Genomic DNA, 20,900 nt, shown 5'->3' with positions numbered 1-20,900 from the left:
ATCTTGTCTCAACAGTCATTCCTGGCCAGGCAGGCGCTGTTCCTGCGGCCCGATCCGTCGCGGGTGGTGGTGCGGCGGTTCAAGCCGGCCACCGAGCCGCGCGACCTGCACCCGACCGAGAAGACCCGGGCGAACCACATCGTCGACCGCGTGCTCGCGCTCGACGCCGAGGCGGCCGCCAGCCAGCTGATCGACGTGCTCGAGAACTTCGACGGTCGCCACCGCAACCTCCTGAAGACCTTCGAGCGCCGGGCCGACGAGATGGAGGACGCGTTCGCGGCGCATCAGGCGTTCAGCCGCATCCAGCGGCAGCTGATCGGCGCCTATTTCCTGCTCGAATATTCCTTCGAATCCTCGGCGCTGTTCAATCCGAGCATCGTGCTGCATCCCGACCAGATGGGCGCGCCGGAAGGGGGGTGCCGCTATGTGCTGAGCCTGAGGGCGGTGGGCGAGGGGCACATCTCGTCGCTGAACTTCCGCTCCGGCGCGATCTCGGCCGAGGGCGGCATCACCGTCGACCCGACCGTGCGGCTCGCCTCGGTGCCGAGCGTCGACAACCGCGTCGCCGTGCCGGATGGCGAGGTCGTGGATCTGAGCTTTCCCGAGGAGGAGGACATCAGCGAAAGGCTGATCTTCCCGGTCACCGCCTCGCAGTCGAACGGCATCGAGGATGCCCGCTTCGTGCGCTTCGAGGACGAGGGGCGCTGTACCTTCTACGCGACCTACACCGCCTATAGCGGCAGCGCGATCCGCTCGGAACTGCTGCAGACGGATGATTTCATCCGCTTTCGCATGTCGCCGCTCTATGGCAGCGCCGCGCGCAACAAGGGCATGGCGCTGTTCCCGCGCAAGGTCGAGGGGCGCTACGCGATGATCGGCCGGCAGGACAATGAGAACCTCTATCTGATCTATTCCGACGACCTCTACGCCTGGGACGGCGGCGTGCCGTTCATGCGGCCGCGCTTTCCCTGGGAGTTCGTCCAGATCGGCAATTGCGGCTCGCCGATCGAGCTCGACGAGGGCTGGCTGCTCCTGACGCACGGCGTCGGCCCGGTGCGGAAATATTCGATCGGCGCGGCGCTGCTCGACAAGAAGGATCCGTCGAAGATCCTGGCCCGCTCCAGCGAGCCGATCGTCCGCCCCGAGCCGTCCGAGCGCGAGGGCTACGTGCCGAACGTCGTCTATACCTGCGGGGCGATGCGGCATGGCGACCACATCATCCTGCCCTATGCGCTGTCCGACACCGCCTCCAGCTTCGCCACCATGCGCATCGACGCGCTGCTGCGCTCGATGGAGGGCTGATATCGGCCATTCGAGGTCTCGATGCTGTGGACGCGGGCGATATCTCCGCGATAATGCTGGCCGATCGGAATGCCAGTGGGGGAGCGACGGCGGTTCATGGGGACGGAATTGGGTGAGGCCGGGGCGAGCCGGCTGGCCGTGGTGGTGATGGGTGTCTCGGGCTCCGGCAAGTCGAGCGTCGGCGAGGGCCTCGCATCGGCGCTCGGCATCGATTTCGTCGACGGTGACGGCCTGCACAGCCCCGAGAACGTGGCCAAGATGGCGAGCGGCATTCCGCTCGTCGACGACGACCGCTGGCCCTGGCTCGACAAGATCGGCGCCACGCTGGGCGACCGCACCGCCCATCCGGCCGGCATCGTCGTCGCCTGCTCGGCGCTCCGCAAGATCTACCGCGACCGCATCCGCGCCGCCGCCGGCCAGCCGATCCGCTTCGTCTTCCTCGACGCGCCGCAGGTGCTGGTGCAGGAGCGGCTCGGCGCCCGCAAGGGCCATTTCATGCCGCCGAGCCTGCTCACAAGCCAATATGCAACGCTGGAGCGGCCGAATGGCGAGGCTGATGTGCTGCCCGTCGCCGTTGATGTCCCGGTGGTCGAGATCGTGCGCCGCGCCGCCGCCGAACTCGCCGCTCGCTGACGAGGGCAACGGCGCGGGAGAACAGGAAACCACGCCGGCGCGAAACTTCGGAACAATGCCGCTCGCTTCTTCGCGCACTCCACCGTACTCGTTGCAGGCCCGTTCGTTTCCGGCGCGGCCTCCGCCCGCCATGCCCGCAATGTCCGTCCCGGTCGCCTGCCATGCCGATCAGCCCTGACCAGACCGCCGTTGCCCTGAAGGGCGTCGTCAAGCGCTTCGGCGCGCAGACGGTGCTGGACGGGCTGTCGCTCGCCGTGCCGCGCGGCGAGTTCCTGGCGATCGTCGGCCCGAGCGGCAGCGGCAAGACGACGGCGATGCGGACCATCGGCGGCTTCGAGACGCCCGACGAGGGCTCGGTCTTCATCGCCGGGCGCGACGTCACGGCGCTGCCGCCCGAGCAGCGCGACGTCAACACCGTGTTCCAGAGCTACGCGCTGTTCCCGCATCTCTCCGTCCTCGACAATGTCGCCTACGGCCCGCGCATGCGCGGCGTGGGACGCGCCGAACGCCGCCGTCGGGCGGGCGAACTGCTCGATCTCGTCCGCCTCTCCGGCGTCGCCGACCGCAAGCCGGCCCAGCTGTCGGGCGGCATGCAGCAGCGCGTCGCGCTCGCCCGCGCGCTCGCCAACGAGCCGGCCGTGCTGCTGCTCGACGAGCCGCTCGGCGCCCTGGACCGGAAGCTGCGTGAAGAGATGCAGCGCGAGCTCCGCCGCATCCAGTCGGAGCTCGCCGCCACCTTCATCTACATCACGCATGACCAGGAGGAGGCGTTCGGCATGGCCGACCGCCTCGCCGTGATGCGCGACGGCCGCTTCGCCCAGATCGGCGACCCGGCGACGCTCTACGACCAGCCGGTCGATGCCTGGGTCGCGCTGTTTCTGGGCAGCGCCAACCGCATCCGCGCGACGCTGGGCGAGGGCGAGGCGCTCACCTCCGACCTCGGCCCGCTCCTGGCCGGCCATGTCGCGGCCGACCTGGCGGCCGGCGATCCCGCGCTGGTCGTCGTCCGCCCAGAGCAGACCCGCTTTTCTCGCGCCGCCGCCGCCGGCCCCAACGCCATCCCGGCGCGCATCGCCGACGTCGTCGCGCTCGGGGCCTCGCTGCGGCTGCGCGCCGTCACCGCCGGCGGCGTCGAGTTCGAATCGATCGAGCCGCGCGGCGACGGCCAGGATGGCGCCGGCCTGCATGCCGGCGACGCGATCACCGTGACCTTCGCGGCCTCTTCCGCGCGCGCCTATCGCGCCGGGACCGAGCCGCTTCCCCTTCGTTCGTCCTCGTGAAAGGAAACGCCATGAGCCGTCGTCTGCCTCTTCTTCCGGGATCCGCCCAGCGCGCGGGGCTGAGCCGGCGCTTCATGCTCGGCCTGATCGGCGCGGCGCCCGCCGCGCTGGCGCTGCCGTCGGCCTTCCCCGGCCAGGCGTTCGCCGACGAGACCGCCAGCGGCGGCGCGCTCAACGTGTTCAGCTGGCCGAACTATTTCTCCAACGAGAGCCTCGCCGAATATGCCCGCAAGTCGGGCGTGACGCCGAGCATCACCTCCTACGATTCGAACGAGACGCTGTTCGCCAAGCTCAACAGCCCGGCCGGCGCGGATTTCGACCTCGTCATTCCGAGCTCGAGCTGGATCAAGCAGATGGCCGATCGCGGCCTGCTGCAGGAGATCGACCACAGCCGCCTGAACCTCGCCTCGCTCGACCAGTCGCTGCTTGATCGCGACTACGACCCCGGCAACAAGTACTCGATCCCGAAGGACTGGGGCGTGCTCGGCGTCGTCTACGATCCGGAAGCCGTCGGCGGCGAGATCAAGACCTGGCAGGACTTCCTCGACGCCGGCGCCAGGCCCGGCGTCAGCGGCAAGGTCCGCCTGTCGGATTCCGGCTGGGAGACCATCGGCATGTCGCTCTGGACCCACGGCAAGGACTGGAACAAGGCGACCGAGGCCGAGATCCGCGCCGCCGGCGAGGAGATCAAGGCCTTCGCCAAGCATGTGAAGACCTTCGCCGGCCTCGATCCGAACCAGCTCGCCAACGGCTCCATCGTGCTGGCCCAGACCAACCAGGGCACGGCGCGCGCGGCGATCGCGCTCAATCCGAAGCTGAAATTCGTCGTACCCGGCCCGATGAGCGAGCTCTGGGTCGACAACTACGCCATTCCCGCCAAGGCGCCCAACCTCGACCAGGTCTACGACTTCCTGGCCTACCAGCTGGAGCCGGCGGTGCAGATCTCGGAGACGCAGTATATCGGCTTCCCGGCCGCGCTCGCCGGCCTGCGCGACAAGCTCCCGGCCGACACCAAGAACGTCGACCTGATCTTCGGCGGCAAGGACCTCGACTTCGACAAGCTGACCTCCTTCGTCGTCGATCCGGCGACGATCGGCGTCTATCTCGAGGTGCAGACCGAGATCCAGGCCGCGGCGGGCGGCTGAGGAGCGAGCGCGTTTTATCCAAGGAACGCCTTCACATATCTCGACCATCATCCTGAGGTGCCCGGCGAAGCCGGGCCTCGAAGGAGGGTCCAGGGAACGCCCTGATGCCGATCGCGGACGGATTTCATCGCAGTTCTACGCTGTGTCTGAACACGAGAGCATCTGGCTGGACGCTCCTTCGAGGCTTCGCTCACGCGAAGCACCTCAGGATGATGGCGGAGCAGGATCACGAGCTGCGTTGTGCAAGGGACGATGCGCAGGATGAGATGAGCTGGCATCCAGAGGACCAATGACCTTCGTGAAGCAACCTGATCGCGCCAACGCCCGGCTTGCCGCGCCGGTGCGGTGGGCCGATCATGGCTTCGCCGCGATCCCGACGCTCTGGCTGGCGGTGTTCTTCCTGGCGCCGCTTTGCTTCACCGTCGTCTATTCCTTCGGCAACTCGCTGTTCGGCGCGGTCGAGCTCGGCTTCACGCTGAAGAACTACCAGACCGCGCTTTCCGGCTTCTACCTGACGACCTTCCTGCGCACGGTGCAGTTCGCGGTGACGGCCTCGGCGCTCTGTCTCGCGGTCGCCTTCCCGGTCGCCTATTTCATCGCCCGCAAGGCCGGCCGCTTCCGCACGCTGGCGCTGGTGCTGATCCTCGTTCCCTATTTCTCGTCGTTCCTCGTCCGCGTCATGTCCTGGCAGATCCTCCTGGCGCGCGGCGGTGTCTTGGAGACCGTGCTCAACGCGCTTCATCTGCATTCCGGGCCGCTTGACCTGCTCGATACCAAGACGGCGGTCTTCATCGGCATGGTCTATGCCTACCTGCCGATTGCCATCGTGCCGCTCTTCGTCGTGCTCGACCGCATTCCGCCGGCGCTGCTGGAGGCGAGCCGCGACCTCGGCGCCAGTCGTTGGCAAACCTTCTACGCGGTGACGCTGCCGCTCGCGCGGCCGGGCATCGCCACCGCCGTGCTGCTCACCGCCGTGCCGATGCTGGGCGAGATGGTGATCCCGCGCCTGCTCGGCGGCAGCCGCGGCGTGCTGATGGGGCAGGCGATCCAGTCGCAATACATGCAGTCGCAGAACTATGCGCTCGGCTCGGCCATGGCCGTGCTGGTGCTGATCGCGGTCGCCATCCTCGTCGCGGCGCTGGCGCGCCTGACCAAGGGCTTCGCCACGGTGCCGGCATGACCGCGCGCGCCGTCAGCACGAAGGGGCAGGGCGCCGTCCGCGCCACCGATGCCGGGCTGGCGCTCTGGTTCGCGCTCGCGATCCTGTTCCTGTTCGCGCCGATCGCCGTCTCGATCCTCTATTCGTTCAATGCCGGCATCGTCGGCAAGCAGACGGCGCAGTTCACCGGCTGGACGCTCGACTGGTATCCGGCCGCCTGGAACGACCTGGCGCTGCGGCGCTCCGTCCAGACCAGCCTCTATGTCGCCTTCTGGGCGGCGCTGATCGCGCTCGCCATGGGGACCTCGCTCGGCTACGCGCTGGTGCGCCATCCCAGCGCCCGGGTGCGCTGGTGGCTGTCGGGGCTGACCTACATCCTGCTGATTGTGCCGGAAGTGGTCATCGGCGTGTCGCTGCTGCTGTTCTATGCCGTCACCGGCGTGCCGCTCGGCGCCGCGACGCTGATCGCCGGCATCACGCCGGCGGCGATCGCCGTCACGGCGCTCATTGTCCGGGCCCGCGCTCTGACGCTCGATCCGAGGCTGGAGGAGGCCGCGGCCGATCTCGGCAGCACGCGCCTGAAGACGCTCTGGTTCATCATCCTGCCGCAGCTCCTGCCGGCGATCCTCGCCGGCGGGCTGATGTCCTACGCCTTCTGCTTCGACAACCTCGTCGTCGCGGCGTTCCTGACCACGCCGACCGTCAACACGCTGCCGGTCTATCTCTATGGCAGCCTGCAATATGGCCCGGCGCCTTCCGTCTACGCGGCGGCGACCGTGGTCTTCCTGTTCACGGTGACCCTGCTCGGGCTGGCCGCGCTCTGCTTCCAGCTGAGCCGGAAGCCAGGGCGGGCTGGGGCTGGCTAGACGATGGAGGCGGAGAGATTGCAGTCCCCATTCCCCGACATCCTGAGTGTCTGGGCCCGCAACGCAGGGGGCACTCTTCTTTCACCTCTCCCTGAGGGAGAGGTCGACGGCCGAAGGCCGGCGGGTGAGGGGTTACGCCCTATCCGGATGGTTCCCTATCCCCTCACCCGGAGCTTCGCTCCGACCTCTCCCTCAGGGAGAGGTGAAGGGAAGGCGGCGTGGCGGGCCTTGTCCAATTACGGGCCAGACACTGAGGAGGCTTTCGCAGAAAGCCGTCTCGAAGGACGCACGACGCGTCTGCCAGTTCCCCTTGAGCGCGCACCAGCACCTGCGTCCTTCGAGACGGTCCTCCGGGCCTCCTCAGGATGTTGAGGACGGTATTCTCCCAGCAAAGCTTGAAAAGCCAGGTTCCCCGGACCTGGTTCCAGCAAGAGACGATAATCGATGACTGAGTTCGCTGCCGAAGACCTGCTCGATCCGCCCGCCTATCCCAGCGTCGGCTATGCCGTGCTCGCCGACCGGATCGGCGCGCTGATGCGGAGCTTCGACGATGTCGTCTTCGTCCAGGCCGAGGCGGTCGTGGCGCTGGAGGCGGTCGCGGCCAGCCTCGCCAAGCCGGGCCTTCGCGTCCTCAACGTCGTCACCAGCCCCTATGGCGAGTATTTCGCGACCTGGCTGCGCCGGGGTGGCGCTGATGTCGAAAATGTCGTGGCCGAGCTCGGGAAGCCGGTCGAGCTGGCGGCGTTCCAGGCGGCGCTCGACGGCATGGAACGGGTCGATGTCGTCGTGCTGGTGCATGGCGAGGCGGCGAACGGATCCCTGAACCCGCTGCCGGCGATCGCCGCAGCCGCCAAGGCGCGCGGCGCGCTGCTGGTCGTCGATGCCGTCGCTTCGATCGGCGCGCATCCGTTCGAGGTTCAGACGCTCGGCATCGACATCGCGATCATCGGCCCGCAGAAGGCGCTGGCCGGGCCGGCCGGCCTTTCCGCCATCTCGGTCAGCGAGGCCGCCTGGGCCAGGATTGCCGAGGCGCCCGCCCTGCGGCTTTCGACCCTGTCGCTGCTCGACCTCAAGGAGAACTGGCTGGATCGCGGCGCCGATGCGCTGCCCGGCACGCCGGCGCCGTTGGAATTCTGGGCGCTCGATGCGGCGCTCGACCGGATCGAGGCGGAGGAAGAGGGCGTCGAAACCGTGATCGAGCGCCACCAGCTCGCCATGCGCGCCACCCGCGCCGGCCTGCGGGCGCTCGGTGTCGCGCTGTGGATCGAGGATGACGCGGCCGCCTCGGCGCTCGTCACCGCCGTGCCGGTGCCTAGCGGCATCGATGTCGACGCGCTGGTCGCGGCGGCAAGCGCGGGTGAGGGGACCGCGATCAGCCCCGGCGTCGGCGGCGTCGAGGCGCTGCTGGTCCGGTTGAACCACACCGCCGCCCGCGCCGCCTACCGGCCGGTGCTGGCCAATGTCGTCGCCTATGGCCAGGCGCTCGCAGCGCTGGGCCAGCCCGTCGACCTCGACGCTGCGATCGAGGCGGTGGCGACGACCTATGCCGATGCCGAACCGGCGGGGTCGACATAGGTTCAATGGCAGTCATGCAGCCCACGGCTCCCAACATCCTGAGGAGGCTTGCGGAGCAAGCCGTCTCGAAGGACGCACGAGCTGAGGGCAGGTATCAATCGGCACGATCGCCCTGCGTGCTTCGAGACGGCCCTTCGGGCCTCCTCAGCATGTTGAGGATGGTGTTGTGAGAAGTCAGATCATGCCCGTCGCCCGCTTCCAAACAGTCCGGATGTCCCCATGACCGCCCGCACCATCCATCTGAACGCCTTCGAGAACTGCTCGCCGGTCAACATTTCCGCCGGCCTCTGGCGTCATCCGGAAGACCAGTCGCACCGCTACAAGGATCTCTCCTACTGGACCGAGCTCGCGGTGATGCTGGAGGAAGCGGGGTTCGACTCGATCTTCCTCGCGGACGTGCTGGGCATGCTCGACGTCTATGAGGGCAAGCCGGACGCGGCGCTGCGCAATGCGATTCAGGTGCCGATCAACGATCCGCTCACCATCATCCCGGCCATGGCGGCGGTGACGAAACATCTCGGCTTCGCGGCGACGGTGTCGCTGACCTACGAGCAGCCCTATGCCTTCGCCCGCAAGATGACGAGCCTCGATCATGCGAGCAATGGCCGCGTCGGCTGGAACATCGTCACTTCCTATCTCGACAGCGCCGCCCGCAATCTCGGCCGTGGCGAACAGCTCTCGCATGACGAGCGCTATGATCGCGGCGACGAGTTCATGGAGGTGCTCTACAAGCTCTGGGAAGGCTCCTGGGAGGACGACGCCGTCGTCATTGACAAGGCGAAGGGCATCTATGTCGATCCGGCCAGGGTGCATCCGATCGCGCATCACGGCCGCTATTTCGACGTGCCCGACGCCTTCATCGCCGAGCCGTCGCCGCAGCGCACCCCGGTGCTGTTCCAGGCGGGTTCTTCGGCGCGCGGCCAGAGCTTCGCCGCCACCCATGCCGAGGGCGTGTTCGTGCACGGCACGCGGCCGGAGGTGATCGCGCCGGTTGTCGCCAACATCCGCGCCAGCGCGGCGGCGCAGGGGCGGGATCCTCTCAGCCTCAAGATCTTCGCCGTCACCACCATCGTCGCTGGCGCGACGGACGGCGAGGCGGACGAGAAATATGCCGAACTGCTCTCCTACGCCGACTACGAGGGCGCGATGGTGCAGTTCGCCGGGCCGCTCGGCCTCGACGTCTCGAAGCTCGATCCCGACCGGCCGCTGACCGACATCAACCCGAACGCGGCGCATTTCACCCGTCACCTCTTCGCCGGGGCCGATCCGGACGTCGTCTGGACCCTGCGCGACATCGCCCACTACATGGGCGTCGGCGGCATGGGCCCGAAATTCGTCGGCTCCGGCGCGACCATCGCTGACGAGATGCAGCGCTGGGTCGAAATCGCCGATCTCGACGGCTTCAACATCACCTACGCGATCCGCCCCGGCACCTTCGCCGACACGGTGAAATACGTCGTGCCGGAATTGCGCCGGCGCGGCCTGATGCGCCCGGCCTATGCGGGCTCAACGTTTCGCGAGAGCCTCTATGGCGCGGGGCAGAGGCAGTTGCGCGACGACCACCCCGGCCGGAAGTACCGGCGGGGGTAGGGGGCTTCGTTACCTCTCCCATGGGGAGAGGTCGGCCCGCAGGGCCGGGTGAGGGGTTGTGACCTCATCGTACAAGGTTGATCCCCTCATCCGCCGCACGTTGTGCGTCGACCTCTCCCTATGGGAGAGGTGAAGAGCCCATCCGTCTATGGAAAGTCAGCCGATGTTCGATCTCGACACCGCCCAGCGCTTCATGCAGGAAGAGGGCATCGACGCCTGGCTGCTGGTCGACTATCGCGGCAGCAATCCGCTGCTCTGGCACATCCTCGGCGTCGTCCGGCAGCCGACCCGGCGCGCCTTCCTGGTCGTGCCGCGGGACGGCGTGCCAGTGCTCCTGATCCACACCGTGGACCAGTTCTTCTTCCACGATGTCGACCTCGAGAAGCGGATCTATCGCGGTTGGGTCGAGATGCGGGCGATGCTTCGGGAACTGCTCGGGCCGGCACGGAGGCTGGCGATGGAATATTCGGAAGAGGGCGGCGTCCCTGCCGTCGCCTTCGCCGATGCCGGCACGGTCGAACTGATCCGGAGCTGGGGCCACGCCATCATCACCTCGGCCGACCTGTTCCAGGTCTCGGCCGCCGCCTGGGACGATTTTGCGATTCAATCCCACAAGCGCGCCTGCGTCGTCGTTGCCGGCATCAAGGACGCCGCCTTCGAGCGCGTGAAAACGGCCATCAGGGTTAACGAACCGCTAACGGAATACGCGCTGCAGCGCTTCATCTTTTCCGAGTTCGAGCGCCTCGGCCTGGAGACGGAGGGAGCGCCGGTCGTGCAGGTGAACCACCATTCCGGCATCGTCTCCTACGAGCCCCAGCCGGAGGGATCCGCCCCGATCGGCGCCGGCGACTGGCTGTTGATCGATTTCTGGGCGCGCTATCCGGGCGAGCGCAACGTCTATTCCGACATCGCCTGGGGCGCCTATGCCGGTGCCGTTGTGCCGCCGAAGCTGCAATCCGTGTTCGACATCGTCCGCCGCGCCCGCGACGGTGCGCTCGAAGCAATTGAAAAGGCTTGGCAATCGGGCGTGGTGCTGGAGGGCTGGCAGGTCGACGACGTTGCCCGTGGCATCATTTCGGTGGCCGGCTATGGCGAGAATTTCCACCATCGCACCGGCCACAGCATGGGGCCTGGCAAGTGGCTGCACGGGCTCGGCGTCAACCTCGACAATCTCGAGACGCACGACACTCGCCGCATCCTGCCGCGCACCGGTTTTTCCATCGAGCCGGCGATCTACCTGCCCGAATTCGGCGTCCGGCTGGAGATCAACGTCTTCCTTGATCCCGTCGCCGGACCCAGCGTGATGACGCCGATCCAGGACGAAATCGTCAGGTTGATCTAGGGCTTAGGCGCTGCGACGGAGCAGGCTGCCATAGATCTCGTCGTCGCCGCAGAGGCCGGCCAGCTTGCCCTCCGCATCGACGAAGATGATCGGATGGTCGGTCTTCCGCTTCAGTGCGATCGTGGTGGCGAGCTTCAGCTCGACCGGGGCCACGATGATATCGCAGGGCGTGTCGAAGGCGCCGGCATTGCCGTTGACGCGGCCGAGGCTGCCCTCGCGGCCGTTCACTTCGACGCCGACCGGGCGGTCGCCGGCGTCGACGCGCATGCGCACCAGCCCGTCGCGATCGAGCAGCACCGTGCCGTCGTCGCGCCGGACCGAACAGGCGGGCGTCATCACGGAATGGCCGCGCAGCACGTTCAAGGGATTGGTGTGCTTGACGAATTCCGCCACATAGGGCGTCGCCGGGCGGAGCAGGATGTCTTCCGCCGTACCGCACTGGACGATGCGGCCGGCCTCCATGATGGCGATCTTGTTGCCGATCTTCATCGCCTCGTCGAGATCGTGGCTGACGAAGAGGATGGTCTTCTGGATCCGCCGCTGCAGCTCCAGGAGCTCGTCCTGCATCTTGTCGCGGATCAGGGGATCGAGCGCCGAGAACGGCTCGTCCATCAGCAGGATGTCGGCGTCGGTCGCGAACGCCCGCGCCAGCCCGACGCGCTGCTGCATGCCGCCGGAAAGCTCGTGCGCATGCTTGTCGGCCCATTGCGCCAGCCCGACCATGGCGAGCTTCTCGTCGACGATGCGCCTGCGCTCGGCCGCCTTCATGCCGCGGATCTCGAGCCCGAAGCCGACATTCTCGCGCACCGTGCGCCAGGGCAGCAGGCCGAACTGCTGGAACACCATCGAGACCGTACGCATCCGGATTTCGCGCAATCGGTCGGCGTCGCAGTCCGTGACCTCGACCGGCGCGCCATCGTGGCGGACCGAAACGCCGCCACGGGCGACCGGGTTGAGGCCGTTGACGGCGCGCAGCACCGTCGACTTGCCGGAGCCCGAAAGGCCCATCAGCACGCAGATCTCACCGCGCTCGACGGCGAGATCGATGCCGGCGGCGCCGATCACCGCGCCGGTCTCGGCCAGGATCTCGTCGCGGGTCTTGCCCTGGTCGAGCAGCGCGAGCGCCTGCTTGCGGCGCTCGCCGAAGACGATGTCGACCTTGTCGAACTGGATGGCGACCATGCTCAGCGTCCTCCGGCCTTGCGTTCGGGGCGCTTGCACACCCGGTCGAGCACGATGGCGAGCAGCACGATTGCCGCGCCGGCCTCGAAGCCCATGCCGATATTGACCGAGTTCAGCGCCCGGACGACCGGCTTGCCCAGCCCGTCGGCGCCGACCAGCGCCGCGATCACCACCATCGACAGCGACAGCATGATGCACTGGGTGATGCCGGCCATGATGGTCGGCATCGCATGCGGCAGCTCCACTTTGTAGAGCAGCTGCCGCTTCGTCGCGCCGAAGGCCTCGCCCGCCTCGCGCAGCTGCGTCGGCACCGAGGTGATGCCGAGATGGGTCAGGCGGATCGGCGCGGGCAGCGCGAAGATGACGGTCGAGATCAGGCCCGGCACGACGCCGAGGCCGAACAGCACAAGGGTCGGGATCAGGTAGACGAAGGTCGGGATGGTCTGCATCAGGTCGAGGATCGGCCGAATGCCGGCATAGAGCCAGGGCCGATGCGCCGCGGCGATGCCGAGCGGCACGCCGACCGCGACGCAGACCAGCGTCGCCCAGATCACCAGCGACAGCGTCTCGATGGTCGGCTGCCAGTAGCCGAGATTGATGACGACCAGGAAGGCGACGAAGGTGAAGGCCGCCAGCTTGACCGATCGGTGCAGGAAGTAGGCGAGGGCGGCGAACAGCGCGGTCAGGAGCAGCGGCGGCGTGGCAAGCAGAAGGCCGGTCAGCCCCTCGATGAGCGTGCCGAGGACGAGCGAGATTCCGTCGAACAGCCACTGCAGGTGCTGGTTCAGGAAGTCGACGAAGCTCTTGATCCAGGGTCCGAGCGGGATCTTGTGCTCGGTCAGCCAGTCATACATGGCGTGCGGCCGTCATCGCGGTTGTCTCCATGGGCCCTCTACCGGGGCCGCCGGGGCGACGCAGGCCGCCCCGATCGTCGTCGGATGGGACGGCGGCTGGCGCCGCCCCCTGTGGATCACAGGCCGAGGCTCTGCTTCACGGCGGCAGCGCCCGGCTGGCCGTCGATCGTGGTGACGCCGGCGAGCCAGGTGTCGACCTGGTCGGGGTTGGCCTTCAGCCAGGCCTCGGCAGCGGCGACCGGCTCCTTGCCGTCGTCGAGGATGCTCGCCATCACCTGGCCCTCGATCGGCAGGGTGAACTTCATGTTCTTGAGCAGCGCGCCGACATTCGGGCACTCCTCGAGATAACCCTTGCGAACGCTGGTCGAAACCGTCGCGCCACCGAAATTGGGGCCGAACACCTCGTCGCCGCCGTCGAGATACTGCATGGCGAACTTCTCGTTCATCGGGTGCGGCGCCCAGCCGAGGAAGACGATCGCGTCCTTCTTGCGGCCGGCGCGATCGACCTGGGCCAGCATGCCCTGCTCGCTCGACTCGACCAGCTCGAACGAGCCGAGGCCGAACTTGTCGGCCTTGATCATGTCGAGGATCAGCCGGTTGCCGTCATTGCCGGGCTCGATGCCGTAGAGTTTGCCGTCGAGCTTGTCCTTGAACTTGGCGATGTCGGCGAAGGTCTTCAGGCCCTCGTCGAACAGATAGCTCGGCACGGCGAGCGTATATTTCGCGCCTTCGAGATTGACGCCGACCACTTCGACCGAGCCGTCGTCCTGGTAGGGCTGCAGGTCGGCGGCCATCGAGGGCAGCCAGTTGCCGAGGAAGACGTCGATGTCCTTGTTCTTCAGCGAGGCGTAGGTGACCGGCACCGACAGCACCTGCAGCTTCGGCTCGTAGCCGAGGCCGGTCAGGATGCGCGAGGTGAGGCCGGTCGTCGCCGAGATGTCGGTCCAGCCGACGTCGGAGAAGCGAACGGTCTTGCAGGCGGCGGGCTCGGCCGCCGATGCTGTCCCGGCCAGCGCGAGCAGGCAGGTCGCAGTCGCCAGGGACTTCGCAAACATCGAACTGAGCATTCTGTACTTCTCCAAAAGGCGGCGTGGCCAGGCGATCGTCGAATTGCGCAAGCATAGCGCAGGGATGGCGGCGATGAAGCGTCCTAAACGCTCGTCGAAGGATAGTCCCCGTGGCGATGTGTCCATCGCACTTGATTTTATCGATGTCCCCGGAGTGGCGATGAGTGCTGTCTGAATTCAATTGAATGACTGTTCAATGCTTTTGAATGGCCGAAACATGCGATTTTTATGATGAATTGATCAGGATGAGACGGCTGCGGGATGCGATAATGATGCAGACGCCTCGGGCTTTGAACGACCGTTCAATCGCGGTACATGACGAGACGGGCTTGAGGCGGAAGGGGATTTCATGGCTGGGACGGGCTCCGTCCGTGGGGACGGCGAGGATGCGCGTCGGCTCCAACTGATCGAAGCGACGATCGAATCGCTCGCCGATGTCGGCTTCGCCGCCTGCACGCTCATGGATATCGGCCGGCGCGCTGGCGTGTCGCCCGGCCTGGTGGCGCATTATTTCGGCGACAAGGAGGGCCTGCTCGAGGCGACTTTGCGCCATATGGCGGGGCGCATCAGCCGGCTCGTCTCGCAGCGGCTCGTCGAGGCCCATTCGCCGCGCGCCCGTGTCCAGGCGGTCATCGACGCCAACCTGGCGCCGGAGGAGTTCGACCGGCGCACGGCGAGCGTCTGGCTGGCCTTCTGGGGGCAGGTGATCCATTCGGCCCGGTTCCGCCGGGTGCAGAACGTCTACCAGAAGCGCATGCTGTCGAACCTGCGCCACGCCTTGCGGCAGATGGTGCCGGCGCGCGACGCGGAACATCTGGCGGTGACGATCGCGTCCATCATCGATGGTCTCTGGCTGCGCGCGACCCTCGTCGCCGAGGGCGAGCAGGAGGGCTCCGGCGCCCGCGCCATCGCCACGGCGCTGGTCGATGCCGAACTGGCCGTCATCCGGGCTCGGGCGCCTGAGGATGGCAGGGCCAGGCCGGACGGCGGCGACAAAGTCTCCGGGCAGCACATTGCCGGCCGCGCCGTCCTCGGCGGCGGACGCGTACGGATCCGGGCGAACAATCCGGCGACCGGAGAGGTGCTGGCGGAGATCGAGCTGGCGACGCCGGACGATCTCGAGGCGGCAATCGCCGCCGCCCGGCGCGGACAGGCCGCATGGGCCGCTCTGGACGGCGCAGAGCGCGGCCGCGTGCTCCGTCGCGTGGCGGACCAACTGCGCGCGCAGGACCAGGCGATCGCGCATCTTGAAGCCGCCGAGACGGGGCGGCCGATCCGCTACACGCTGGCCGACGTCGCCATCGCGGCGGACTGCTTTGCCCGTTGTGCCGCGCTCGCGGAGGTCCCGCGTGCCGACGACGCGCTCGAACTGGGCCTAGGTCGACTGGGAACGATCCGGCGCGAGCCGGCCGGCATTGTCGCGATGCTCGGTGCGGGATCCCGGCCGCTCTACGCCGCCGCGCTTCGGGCCGCGCCGGCGCTTGCGGCGGGCAATGCGCTGATCCTGCAGTCGTCAGGGGATGCGCCGCTCGTGCTGGCAAGGCTCGCCGCCATCCTCGAGGGAGCCGGGCTGCCGGCCGGCGCCGTCAATCACCTGCATGGCGCGGAAGAGCTCGGCCGTGCTCTGGCCGAGCATCCGGGCATCGACCAGATGGCGGCAGGCTGTAACGGGGAGGGCGGCGCCACGCTGGTCGTGTTCGACGGCGCCGATCCCGACATCGCCGTGGCGATGACGCTCGAAGTGGCGTTCCGCGCCGGGGCAGCCCGGTTTGGCGGGCCGTGCCGGGTGCTCGTGCAGCAGGGCGCGAAGGCGGCCTTCGTCGAACGATTGCTGGCGGCGACCGGGCGACTGGTGACGGGCGACCCGCTCGATGCGCGTACCGAGCACGGCGCGATGGGGGCGGCGCAGCATCCGGAAGTGGCCCTTGCCGCCGTCGATGCGGCCCTTGCCGGCGGCGCTCGCCTGCTGGCGGGGGGCAGCCGCGTGGCGGCCTTGCCGTCTGGAGCGTTCCTGGCGCCGACGATCCTGGAGCAGGACGCCGGCGGGACGGCGTGGTTCGAGGCGGACTGTCCGGGCGTCGTCCTGCTGGCCGGTTTCGCCGACGAGGCGGAGGCGCTCCGTCGGGTCGACTTGGCGGCGGGCGCTGGCACCGTCTTCCTGTTCACGCCCGACCTCGGGCGCGCCGAGCGGTTGAGCCGTCACCTGCGCGCGGCCGCGTGCTGGATCAATTTCCGGGATTTGCCGGCCGACGCCGCAGCGGGAGCCGACCTTCTGTCGTTCGACCGCTACACGCGCCGGAAGCGCGTCGCGATCGAGTTCTCCGGCAACGGTGCGGGCTGAGACACCTCGCCGGCGACCTTTGGGCGCCTATATCGGAACGGGAATGCATCCGGCGCGTTGCGCGAAAGAATTGTGTTCCGTGGGGTTGGCCAGAGGGAGAGTGACGATGAGGATCGTGGGAGCGACAGCGTTTGCCGTGTCGGTCGTGTTGATGAGCCTCGGGGGCGCCGCGAGCGCCCAGGAAAGTGCCATGACCTTCTTCGTCGCCAGCGCCGGGCCGGGCAAGGGCGCCGATCTCGGCGGGCTGGAGGGCGCCGACAAGCTGTGCCTGACGCTGGCCGAGAAGGCCGGCGCCGGCGGCAAGACCTGGCGGGCCTATCTCTCGACGCAGGAGGCGGGCGGCGTCGCCGCCGTCAATGCGCGCGACCGCATCGGCCCAGGGCCGTGGCAGAACGCCAAGGGCGTCGTCGTCGCCAAGGACGTGGCGGAACTGCACAGCGCCGGCAACCATCTGACCAAGGAGACCGCCCTGACCGAGACGGGCGCCATGGTCAACGGTCGCGGCGACAAGCCGAACACACACGACATCCTGACCGGCAGCCAGCCGGACGGCACGGCCTTCCCGGCGGGCGACGACAAGACCTGCGGCAACTGGACGAAGAGCGGCGAGGAAGGCGCGGCGATGGTCGGCCATCACGACCGGAAGGGGCTCGACGAGTCCGACGCGGCGAAATCGTGGAATTCGTCCCACCTGTCGCGCGGCGGCTGTTCGCAGACCGCGCTGCAGGGGACGGGCGGCGCCGGCCTGATCTATTGCTTCGCGGCCAAGTAAGCGTCGTCGCGGCGTCGGCAGGGTCGCCTGCCGGCGTCTTTTCCTGTCTTGTCGTCAGGCCGATCGCGCGGTCGCGCCGCGAAGGATCTGGACGTCCTCGATCTTCGGAATGAGTTCGTTGTCGTAGAGGGTGCGCTGATCGTCATCGAGCACGGTGACGCCGTTCTCGATCACGAGCTTGATGATGCGATGCGCGTTGGAGCGGCGGGAGATCTGACCTTCATCGACCAAACGGTCGAGCGCCGTCGTCAGGAAAATTCGTCGCGACATAATTCGACCGCCCTGTCGAGATGAACCAACCGGAAGACTCTGCTCCAGGCGAGATTCGGTCAAGCGCCGCGTCTGGGCCTGCGTTGGCCATCCTGCCTCATCCACAGGATGTTGCTGGTTGCAATGCAGCAGTGATTGACGGATTTTCGTGCGGGTGCCTCATGACGGACATGTAAAAGCGATGGAGAAATCAAGGGTCATGCCGATGAACAAGAAGCTGACGGCGCTCCGCGCCCGACTGGTCGAGGCGCAGCAGAAGCTGATCACCCAGGCTGTCGATGCGGGCGGCCTGCCGACGGATGGCGCGCTTCGGAAGATCTCCGACCTGGAGAACGCGATCATGGCCGTCGAGCACATGCTGGAGGACGTCGGCGGCAGCAAGGCCTGACCTCGGGGGCATGCGGGGGCGGGACGGCGACGGGCGTCTCATCGCTCGCCGAGATAGCGGAACAGGGTCTGCTTCCACCAGTCGCTCTGCACGGCTTCCAGCAGGGAGACGTCGATCTCCTTGCGCAGGGGGCTGCCGAGGGGCAGGGCGATGCCGTAGTTCTGCGGATCGAAGACCATGTCCAGCACCTCGATGGACGATGAATAGTTCTGCATCACGACCCAGGCGAGCAGCGGCTTGTCATAGACGAAGGCGTCGATCTCGCCCGCCTTCAGCGCCTTGAGTCCCGCGTCGGGCGTCGCGAAGCCTCGATAGTTGATACGCTGGTGGACCAGGTAGTCGATGGTCGAGGAATCGACGACCGCGCCGACCCGGACCGACGCCAGATCGTCCGGTGAGTTGACCAGGCCCTGCAGCGTCCTGGTCGTCAGGGCCGAGGTGACGCCGGCCGTGAACACGGCGATGGCGATGATCGAGACGGCCATCCAGAGCACGGCGAGCGTGCGGCCCGCCAGCGTGATCGGCGCGTGGAAGCCCGTGCTTGCCTGCGTCATCGCTTCGGCCGACCACCAGATCGAGGCGCCGATGCCGCGCGCGCCGCCACCAAAATGCTCGTTGCGCCGCCGCTCGAAGATCCAGATGAGGACGCCGACGAGGAGGGCGAGGCCGATCAGGGCGCCGACCGCCTGCAGGAAGCCGAACGACAGGATGGTGTTGACGATGAGCATCCAGCGCGACGCCCCGGTCAGCGACACAGCGATGCCGAGGCCGGTGCGGTAGAAGGGCTGGCTGAAATCGATGACTTCCGCGCGCGGACCGGTGATGGTCAGGGCGGCGACGGCGGCGTCATAGCGCCCGGTGGCGGTGCCGTCGATCAGCGCGTCGACGGTCGGTTCCTCGACCAGGCGGTAGGGGAGGCCCTCCTTCTCGGCGATGCGCTGCCAGAGATCGATGCTGATGCCGGTCCAGGTGCCGTTGGCATCCTTGATGGCGAAGGGTGGCGCCTGCTTGGTGCCGATCACCAGCTCGCGTTTGGCGGCGGGCGGGGAGGTCTGCGCGGAGCTCGGCTCCTGGGCATGGGCCGGCCGGTCACCGAGGAGGAGCACGAGGCTCGCGAGTGCAAGGAAAATCCGACGCATCGCATTGTCCTGGTCGCTTCGTCCCGAAGCGGCCAAGAGCGCCGGCGCAACGCCAGCGTGCGGGCTTCAGGGAGAGGCCAGCGGCCTCTCCCTCCATGATTTATCCGGCGAAGGTGTGCGCGGCAATCGACTCCGGCTTCATCTCGATCGAGAAGCCCGGCAGCTTCGGCGGCATGTAGGCCGCGTTCTGGATGTCGCAGGGCTCGATGAAGTGCTCGTGCAGGTGGTCGACATACTCGATCACGCGGCCGTCCTTGGTGCCGGAGACGACGAGATAGTCGATCATCGAGAGGTGCTGCACATATTCGCAGAGGCCGACGCCGCCGGCATGCGGCCAGACCGGCTTGCCGTACTTGGCGGCCATCAGCAGCACCGCGAGGACCTCGTTCAGGCCGCCGATGCGACAGGCGTCGATCTGCACGATGTCGATCGCGTTGCGCATGATGAACTGCTTGAACATGATGCGGTTCTGGCACATCTCGCCGGTCGCGACCTTGATCGGCGCGACGCCCTCGCGGATCTTGCGGTGGCCCTCGACGTCGTCGGGGCTGGTCGGCTCCTCGATGAAGTAGGGCTTGGCGAAGGCGAGTTGCTTGACCCAGTCGATCGCCGCGTCGACTTCCCAGACCTGATTGGCGTCGATCATCAGGAAGCGGTCGGGACCCATGACCTCGCGGGCCGCCTTCAGGCGGCGGATGTCGTCCTCGAGATCGCGGCCGACCTTCATCTTGATGTGGTTGAAGCCCTGGTCGACGGCCTCCTCGCAGAGCCGGCGCAGCTTCTCGTCGCTGTAGCCGAGCCAGCCGGCCGAGGTGGTGTAGCAGGGATAGCCCTCTGCCTTGAGCTTGGCGATGCGCTCGGCCTTGCCGATCTCGGCCTGCTTCAGGATCGCCAGCGCCTCGCCCGGGGTGAGGCCGTCGGTCAGGTAGCGGAAGTCGATGATCTTGACGATCTCTTCCGGCGTCATCTCGGCGACGAGCTGCCAGACCGGCTTCTTCGCTTCCTTGGCCCAGAGGTCCCAGGCGGCGTTGACCACGGCGCCGGTGGCGAGATGGATAGCGCCCTTGTCGGGGCCGATCCAGCGCAGCTGGCTGTCGCCGGTGATGTGGCGCCAGAAGCGGCCGGGATCTTCCTTGATCCAGTCGAGCTCGAGGCCGATGACGAGATGGTCGAGCGCCTTGATCGCGGCGCAGCAGATCTCGTTGCCGCGGCCGATGGTGAAGGTCAGGCCATGGCCGGCGAGCTCGGGATTGTCGGTGTCGAGGATGACATAGGCGGCGGAATAGTCCGGATCGGGATTCATCGCGTCCGAACCGTCAAGCGATTGCGAGGTCGGGAAGCGGAGATCGAAGACGCGGAGTCCAGTGATGCGGGTCATATGTCCTAGCTTTCGTCTGTCAGTCCCGTCCCCGAGGGGCCGGGCCGGACGTCACGGTGGGGGGCGCCGTGGTGTGCGTCCAGCCCTCGAATACCCCAGCCCCCGTGCCTCGGCAACGGCGCGCCGCCTTGTACAACCAGGCGATGCGGGCTGTTTGGCTATCGCCCAGCAGAAAGTGATGCGGCATTATCCAAATGTGGCGATTCGGCGGCTGGCCGAGCGGTTGATCAATCCACCGGGAGAGACCTGACGTGCTGTTTCCTCGTTTCCGCTCCAAGCAGCGCGATGTCCGCAGCGATGTCGAGCGGCTGGCATCGGTCGAAAACGTGATCGTGCGCGTGATCGAGGATGTCGAGCAGGAACTGGCCGGCCTTTCCGCGCGCATCGAGGAGGCTCGCAACCGCGCGGCCTTTCTCTATGGCGACATGATCGAGGGCGAGAACCCCGACACGGCCGGCGCGGCCGCCATGTTGAACGACGCCGAGCGGCTGCTGGTGCGCGGCGACGTGCGCCTGATCGAGATCCGCAACAACCTCGCCTTCCTCAATGATCTGCGCCAGCGCACCGCGGCGGAATCGAAGCGCCTGCAGGACTACGCCGCCGACGGCGAGTAGGCG

The 20,900-nt window shown here is 67.5% G+C and carries 19 protein-coding genes; 13 read left to right on the top strand and 6 right to left on the bottom strand.

Annotation, left to right across the window (positions count from 1 at the left end):
- Positions 1-3 precede the first annotated feature (3 nt).
- The 9 genes from G539_RS0118285 to G539_RS0118240 all read left to right on the top strand — a co-directional run bounded on the left by G539_RS0118285 (position 4) and on the right by G539_RS0118240 (position 10,892).
- Positions 4-1,302 carry a glycoside hydrolase family 130 protein gene (locus G539_RS0118285; RefSeq protein WP_029076485.1) on the top strand — a complete coding sequence of 433 codons (1,299 nt, stop codon included), beginning with the start codon at positions 4-6 and terminating at the stop codon, positions 1,300-1,302.
- 96 nt (positions 1,303-1,398) lie between these two features.
- On the top strand, positions 1,399-1,935 hold the full coding sequence (locus tag G539_RS0118280) for a gluconokinase (RefSeq protein WP_051231621.1): 537 nt from the start codon (positions 1,399-1,401) through the stop codon (positions 1,933-1,935).
- 161 nt (positions 1,936-2,096) lie between these two features.
- Positions 2,097-3,215 (top strand): ABC transporter ATP-binding protein, encoded by a 1,119-nt coding sequence (locus G539_RS25370; RefSeq protein WP_051231619.1) that lies wholly within the window; start codon positions 2,097-2,099, stop codon positions 3,213-3,215.
- 11 nt (positions 3,216-3,226) lie between these two features.
- On the top strand, positions 3,227-4,360 hold the full coding sequence (locus G539_RS0118270) for a polyamine ABC transporter substrate-binding protein (protein WP_084640060.1): 1,134 nt from the start codon (positions 3,227-3,229) through the stop codon (positions 4,358-4,360).
- Positions 4,361-4,658: 298 nt separating this feature from the next.
- Positions 4,659-5,540, top strand: coding sequence for an ABC transporter permease (locus G539_RS25365; protein WP_169516665.1), 882 nt, complete (start codon positions 4,659-4,661; stop codon positions 5,538-5,540).
- A complete protein-coding gene (locus tag G539_RS0118255) occupies positions 5,537-6,385 on the top strand; it encodes an ABC transporter permease (RefSeq protein ID WP_029076482.1) in 849 nt (282 codons plus the stop codon). Before G539_RS25365 ends, G539_RS0118255 begins: the two co-directional genes overlap by 4 nt.
- Positions 6,386-6,829: 444 nt before the next feature.
- Positions 6,830-7,960 carry a pyridoxal-phosphate-dependent aminotransferase family protein gene (locus G539_RS0118250; protein ID WP_029076481.1) on the top strand — a complete coding sequence of 377 codons (1,131 nt, stop codon included), beginning with the start codon at positions 6,830-6,832 and terminating at the stop codon, positions 7,958-7,960.
- Between the two features lie 219 nt (positions 7,961-8,179).
- A complete protein-coding gene (locus G539_RS0118245) occupies positions 8,180-9,550 on the top strand; it encodes an LLM class flavin-dependent oxidoreductase (RefSeq protein ID WP_029076480.1) in 1,371 nt (456 codons plus the stop codon).
- A gap of 163 nt (positions 9,551-9,713) precedes the next feature.
- Complete coding sequence (locus tag G539_RS0118240; RefSeq protein ID WP_029076479.1) at positions 9,714-10,892, top strand: M24 family metallopeptidase; 1,179 nt, start codon at positions 9,714-9,716, stop codon at positions 10,890-10,892.
- Positions 10,893-10,895: 3 nt separating this feature from the next.
- Here the strand turns inward: G539_RS0118240 and choV are convergent, their stop codons facing one another.
- From choV to G539_RS0118225, 3 genes are all read right to left on the bottom strand, one after another.
- Positions 10,896-12,074, bottom strand: coding sequence for a choline ABC transporter ATP-binding protein (gene choV / locus G539_RS0118235; protein ID WP_029076478.1), 1,179 nt, complete (start codon positions 12,072-12,074; stop codon positions 10,896-10,898).
- A 2-nt stretch (positions 12,075-12,076) separates the two neighbouring features.
- Complete coding sequence (gene choW / locus G539_RS0118230) at positions 12,077-12,928, bottom strand: choline ABC transporter permease subunit (protein ID WP_029076477.1); 852 nt, start codon at positions 12,926-12,928, stop codon at positions 12,077-12,079.
- Between the two features lie 116 nt (positions 12,929-13,044).
- Positions 13,045-13,995 carry a choline ABC transporter substrate-binding protein gene (locus tag G539_RS0118225; protein ID WP_029076476.1) on the bottom strand — a complete coding sequence of 317 codons (951 nt, stop codon included), beginning with the start codon at positions 13,993-13,995 and terminating at the stop codon, positions 13,045-13,047.
- A gap of 349 nt (positions 13,996-14,344) precedes the next feature.
- Here G539_RS0118225 and betI point away from each other — a divergent pair, with 349 nt between their 5' ends.
- Together betI and G539_RS0118215 are read left to right on the top strand one after the other, a co-directional pair.
- Positions 14,345-16,336 (top strand): transcriptional regulator BetI, encoded by a 1,992-nt coding sequence (betI, locus tag G539_RS0118220; protein WP_029076475.1) that lies wholly within the window; start codon positions 14,345-14,347, stop codon positions 16,334-16,336.
- Positions 16,337-16,487: 151 nt separating this feature from the next.
- Positions 16,488-17,108: a hypothetical protein gene (locus tag G539_RS0118215; protein WP_245576919.1), complete on the top strand. Its 621-nt coding sequence runs from the start codon at positions 16,488-16,490 to the stop codon at positions 17,106-17,108.
- 54 nt (positions 17,109-17,162) lie between these two features.
- Here G539_RS0118215 and G539_RS0118210 read toward each other — a convergent pair whose 3' ends face one another.
- Positions 17,163-17,378, bottom strand: coding sequence for a hypothetical protein (locus G539_RS0118210; protein ID WP_029076473.1), 216 nt, complete (start codon positions 17,376-17,378; stop codon positions 17,163-17,165).
- A 205-nt stretch (positions 17,379-17,583) separates the two neighbouring features.
- Between G539_RS0118210 and G539_RS0118205 the strand changes: the two genes are divergently transcribed.
- Positions 17,584-17,766, top strand: a complete 183-nt coding sequence (locus tag G539_RS0118205; protein ID WP_029076472.1) for a hypothetical protein — start codon at positions 17,584-17,586, stop codon at positions 17,764-17,766.
- Positions 17,767-17,804: 38 nt separating this feature from the next.
- On the opposite strand, the gene G539_RS0118200 is transcribed toward G539_RS0118205, so the two are convergent.
- Both G539_RS0118200 and G539_RS0118195 read right to left on the bottom strand, forming a co-directional pair.
- The gene (locus G539_RS0118200) at positions 17,805-18,905 is read right to left on the bottom strand and encodes a transporter substrate-binding domain-containing protein (RefSeq protein ID WP_051231615.1); all 1,101 of its coding nucleotides are present in this window, start codon (positions 18,903-18,905) and stop codon (positions 17,805-17,807) included.
- A gap of 100 nt (positions 18,906-19,005) precedes the next feature.
- A complete protein-coding gene (locus G539_RS0118195; protein ID WP_029076470.1) occupies positions 19,006-20,283 on the bottom strand; it encodes an L-fuconate dehydratase in 1,278 nt (425 codons plus the stop codon).
- 251 nt (positions 20,284-20,534) lie between these two features.
- On the opposite strand from G539_RS0118195, the gene G539_RS0118190 reads away from it, so the two are divergent.
- Positions 20,535-20,897, top strand: coding sequence for a hypothetical protein (locus tag G539_RS0118190; RefSeq protein ID WP_029076469.1), 363 nt, complete (start codon positions 20,535-20,537; stop codon positions 20,895-20,897).
- Positions 20,898-20,900: the final 3 nt, after the last annotated feature.

This window comes from Kaistia adipata DSM 17808, from assembly GCF_000423225.1.
Classification (GTDB): Bacteria; Pseudomonadota; Alphaproteobacteria; order Rhizobiales; family Kaistiaceae; genus Kaistia; species Kaistia adipata.
This window is presented reverse-complemented; position numbering and strand designations above follow the sequence as displayed.

Coding starts and splice junctions, on each gene's coding strand:
- G539_RS0118250 (WP_029076481.1), top strand. CDS start 6,830: ATGACTGAGTTCGCTGCCGAAGACCTGCTCGATCCGCCCGCCTATCCC.
- G539_RS0118210 (WP_029076473.1), bottom strand. CDS start 17,378: ATGTCGCGACGAATTTTCCTGACGACGGCGCTCGACCGTTTGGTCGAT.
- G539_RS0118225 (WP_029076476.1), bottom strand. CDS start 13,995: ATGCTCAGTTCGATGTTTGCGAAGTCCCTGGCGACTGCGACCTGCCTG.
- G539_RS0118205 (WP_029076472.1), top strand. CDS start 17,584: ATGAACAAGAAGCTGACGGCGCTCCGCGCCCGACTGGTCGAGGCGCAG.
- G539_RS0118245 (WP_029076480.1), top strand. CDS start 8,180: ATGACCGCCCGCACCATCCATCTGAACGCCTTCGAGAACTGCTCGCCG.
- G539_RS25370 (WP_051231619.1), top strand. CDS start 2,097: ATGCCGATCAGCCCTGACCAGACCGCCGTTGCCCTGAAGGGCGTCGTC.
- G539_RS0118215 (WP_245576919.1), top strand. CDS start 16,488: ATGAGCCTCGGGGGCGCCGCGAGCGCCCAGGAAAGTGCCATGACCTTC.
- G539_RS0118255 (WP_029076482.1), top strand. CDS start 5,537: ATGACCGCGCGCGCCGTCAGCACGAAGGGGCAGGGCGCCGTCCGCGCC.
- G539_RS0118270 (WP_084640060.1), top strand. CDS start 3,227: ATGAGCCGTCGTCTGCCTCTTCTTCCGGGATCCGCCCAGCGCGCGGGG.
- G539_RS0118200 (WP_051231615.1), bottom strand. CDS start 18,905: ATGCGTCGGATTTTCCTTGCACTCGCGAGCCTCGTGCTCCTCCTCGGT.
- choW (WP_029076477.1), bottom strand. CDS start 12,928: ATGTATGACTGGCTGACCGAGCACAAGATCCCGCTCGGACCCTGGATC.
- G539_RS0118280 (WP_051231621.1), top strand. CDS start 1,399: ATGGGGACGGAATTGGGTGAGGCCGGGGCGAGCCGGCTGGCCGTGGTG.
- G539_RS0118240 (WP_029076479.1), top strand. CDS start 9,714: ATGTTCGATCTCGACACCGCCCAGCGCTTCATGCAGGAAGAGGGCATC.
- betI (WP_029076475.1), top strand. CDS start 14,345: ATGGCTGGGACGGGCTCCGTCCGTGGGGACGGCGAGGATGCGCGTCGG.
- G539_RS0118195 (WP_029076470.1), bottom strand. CDS start 20,283: ATGACCCGCATCACTGGACTCCGCGTCTTCGATCTCCGCTTCCCGACC.
- choV (WP_029076478.1), bottom strand. CDS start 12,074: ATGGTCGCCATCCAGTTCGACAAGGTCGACATCGTCTTCGGCGAGCGC.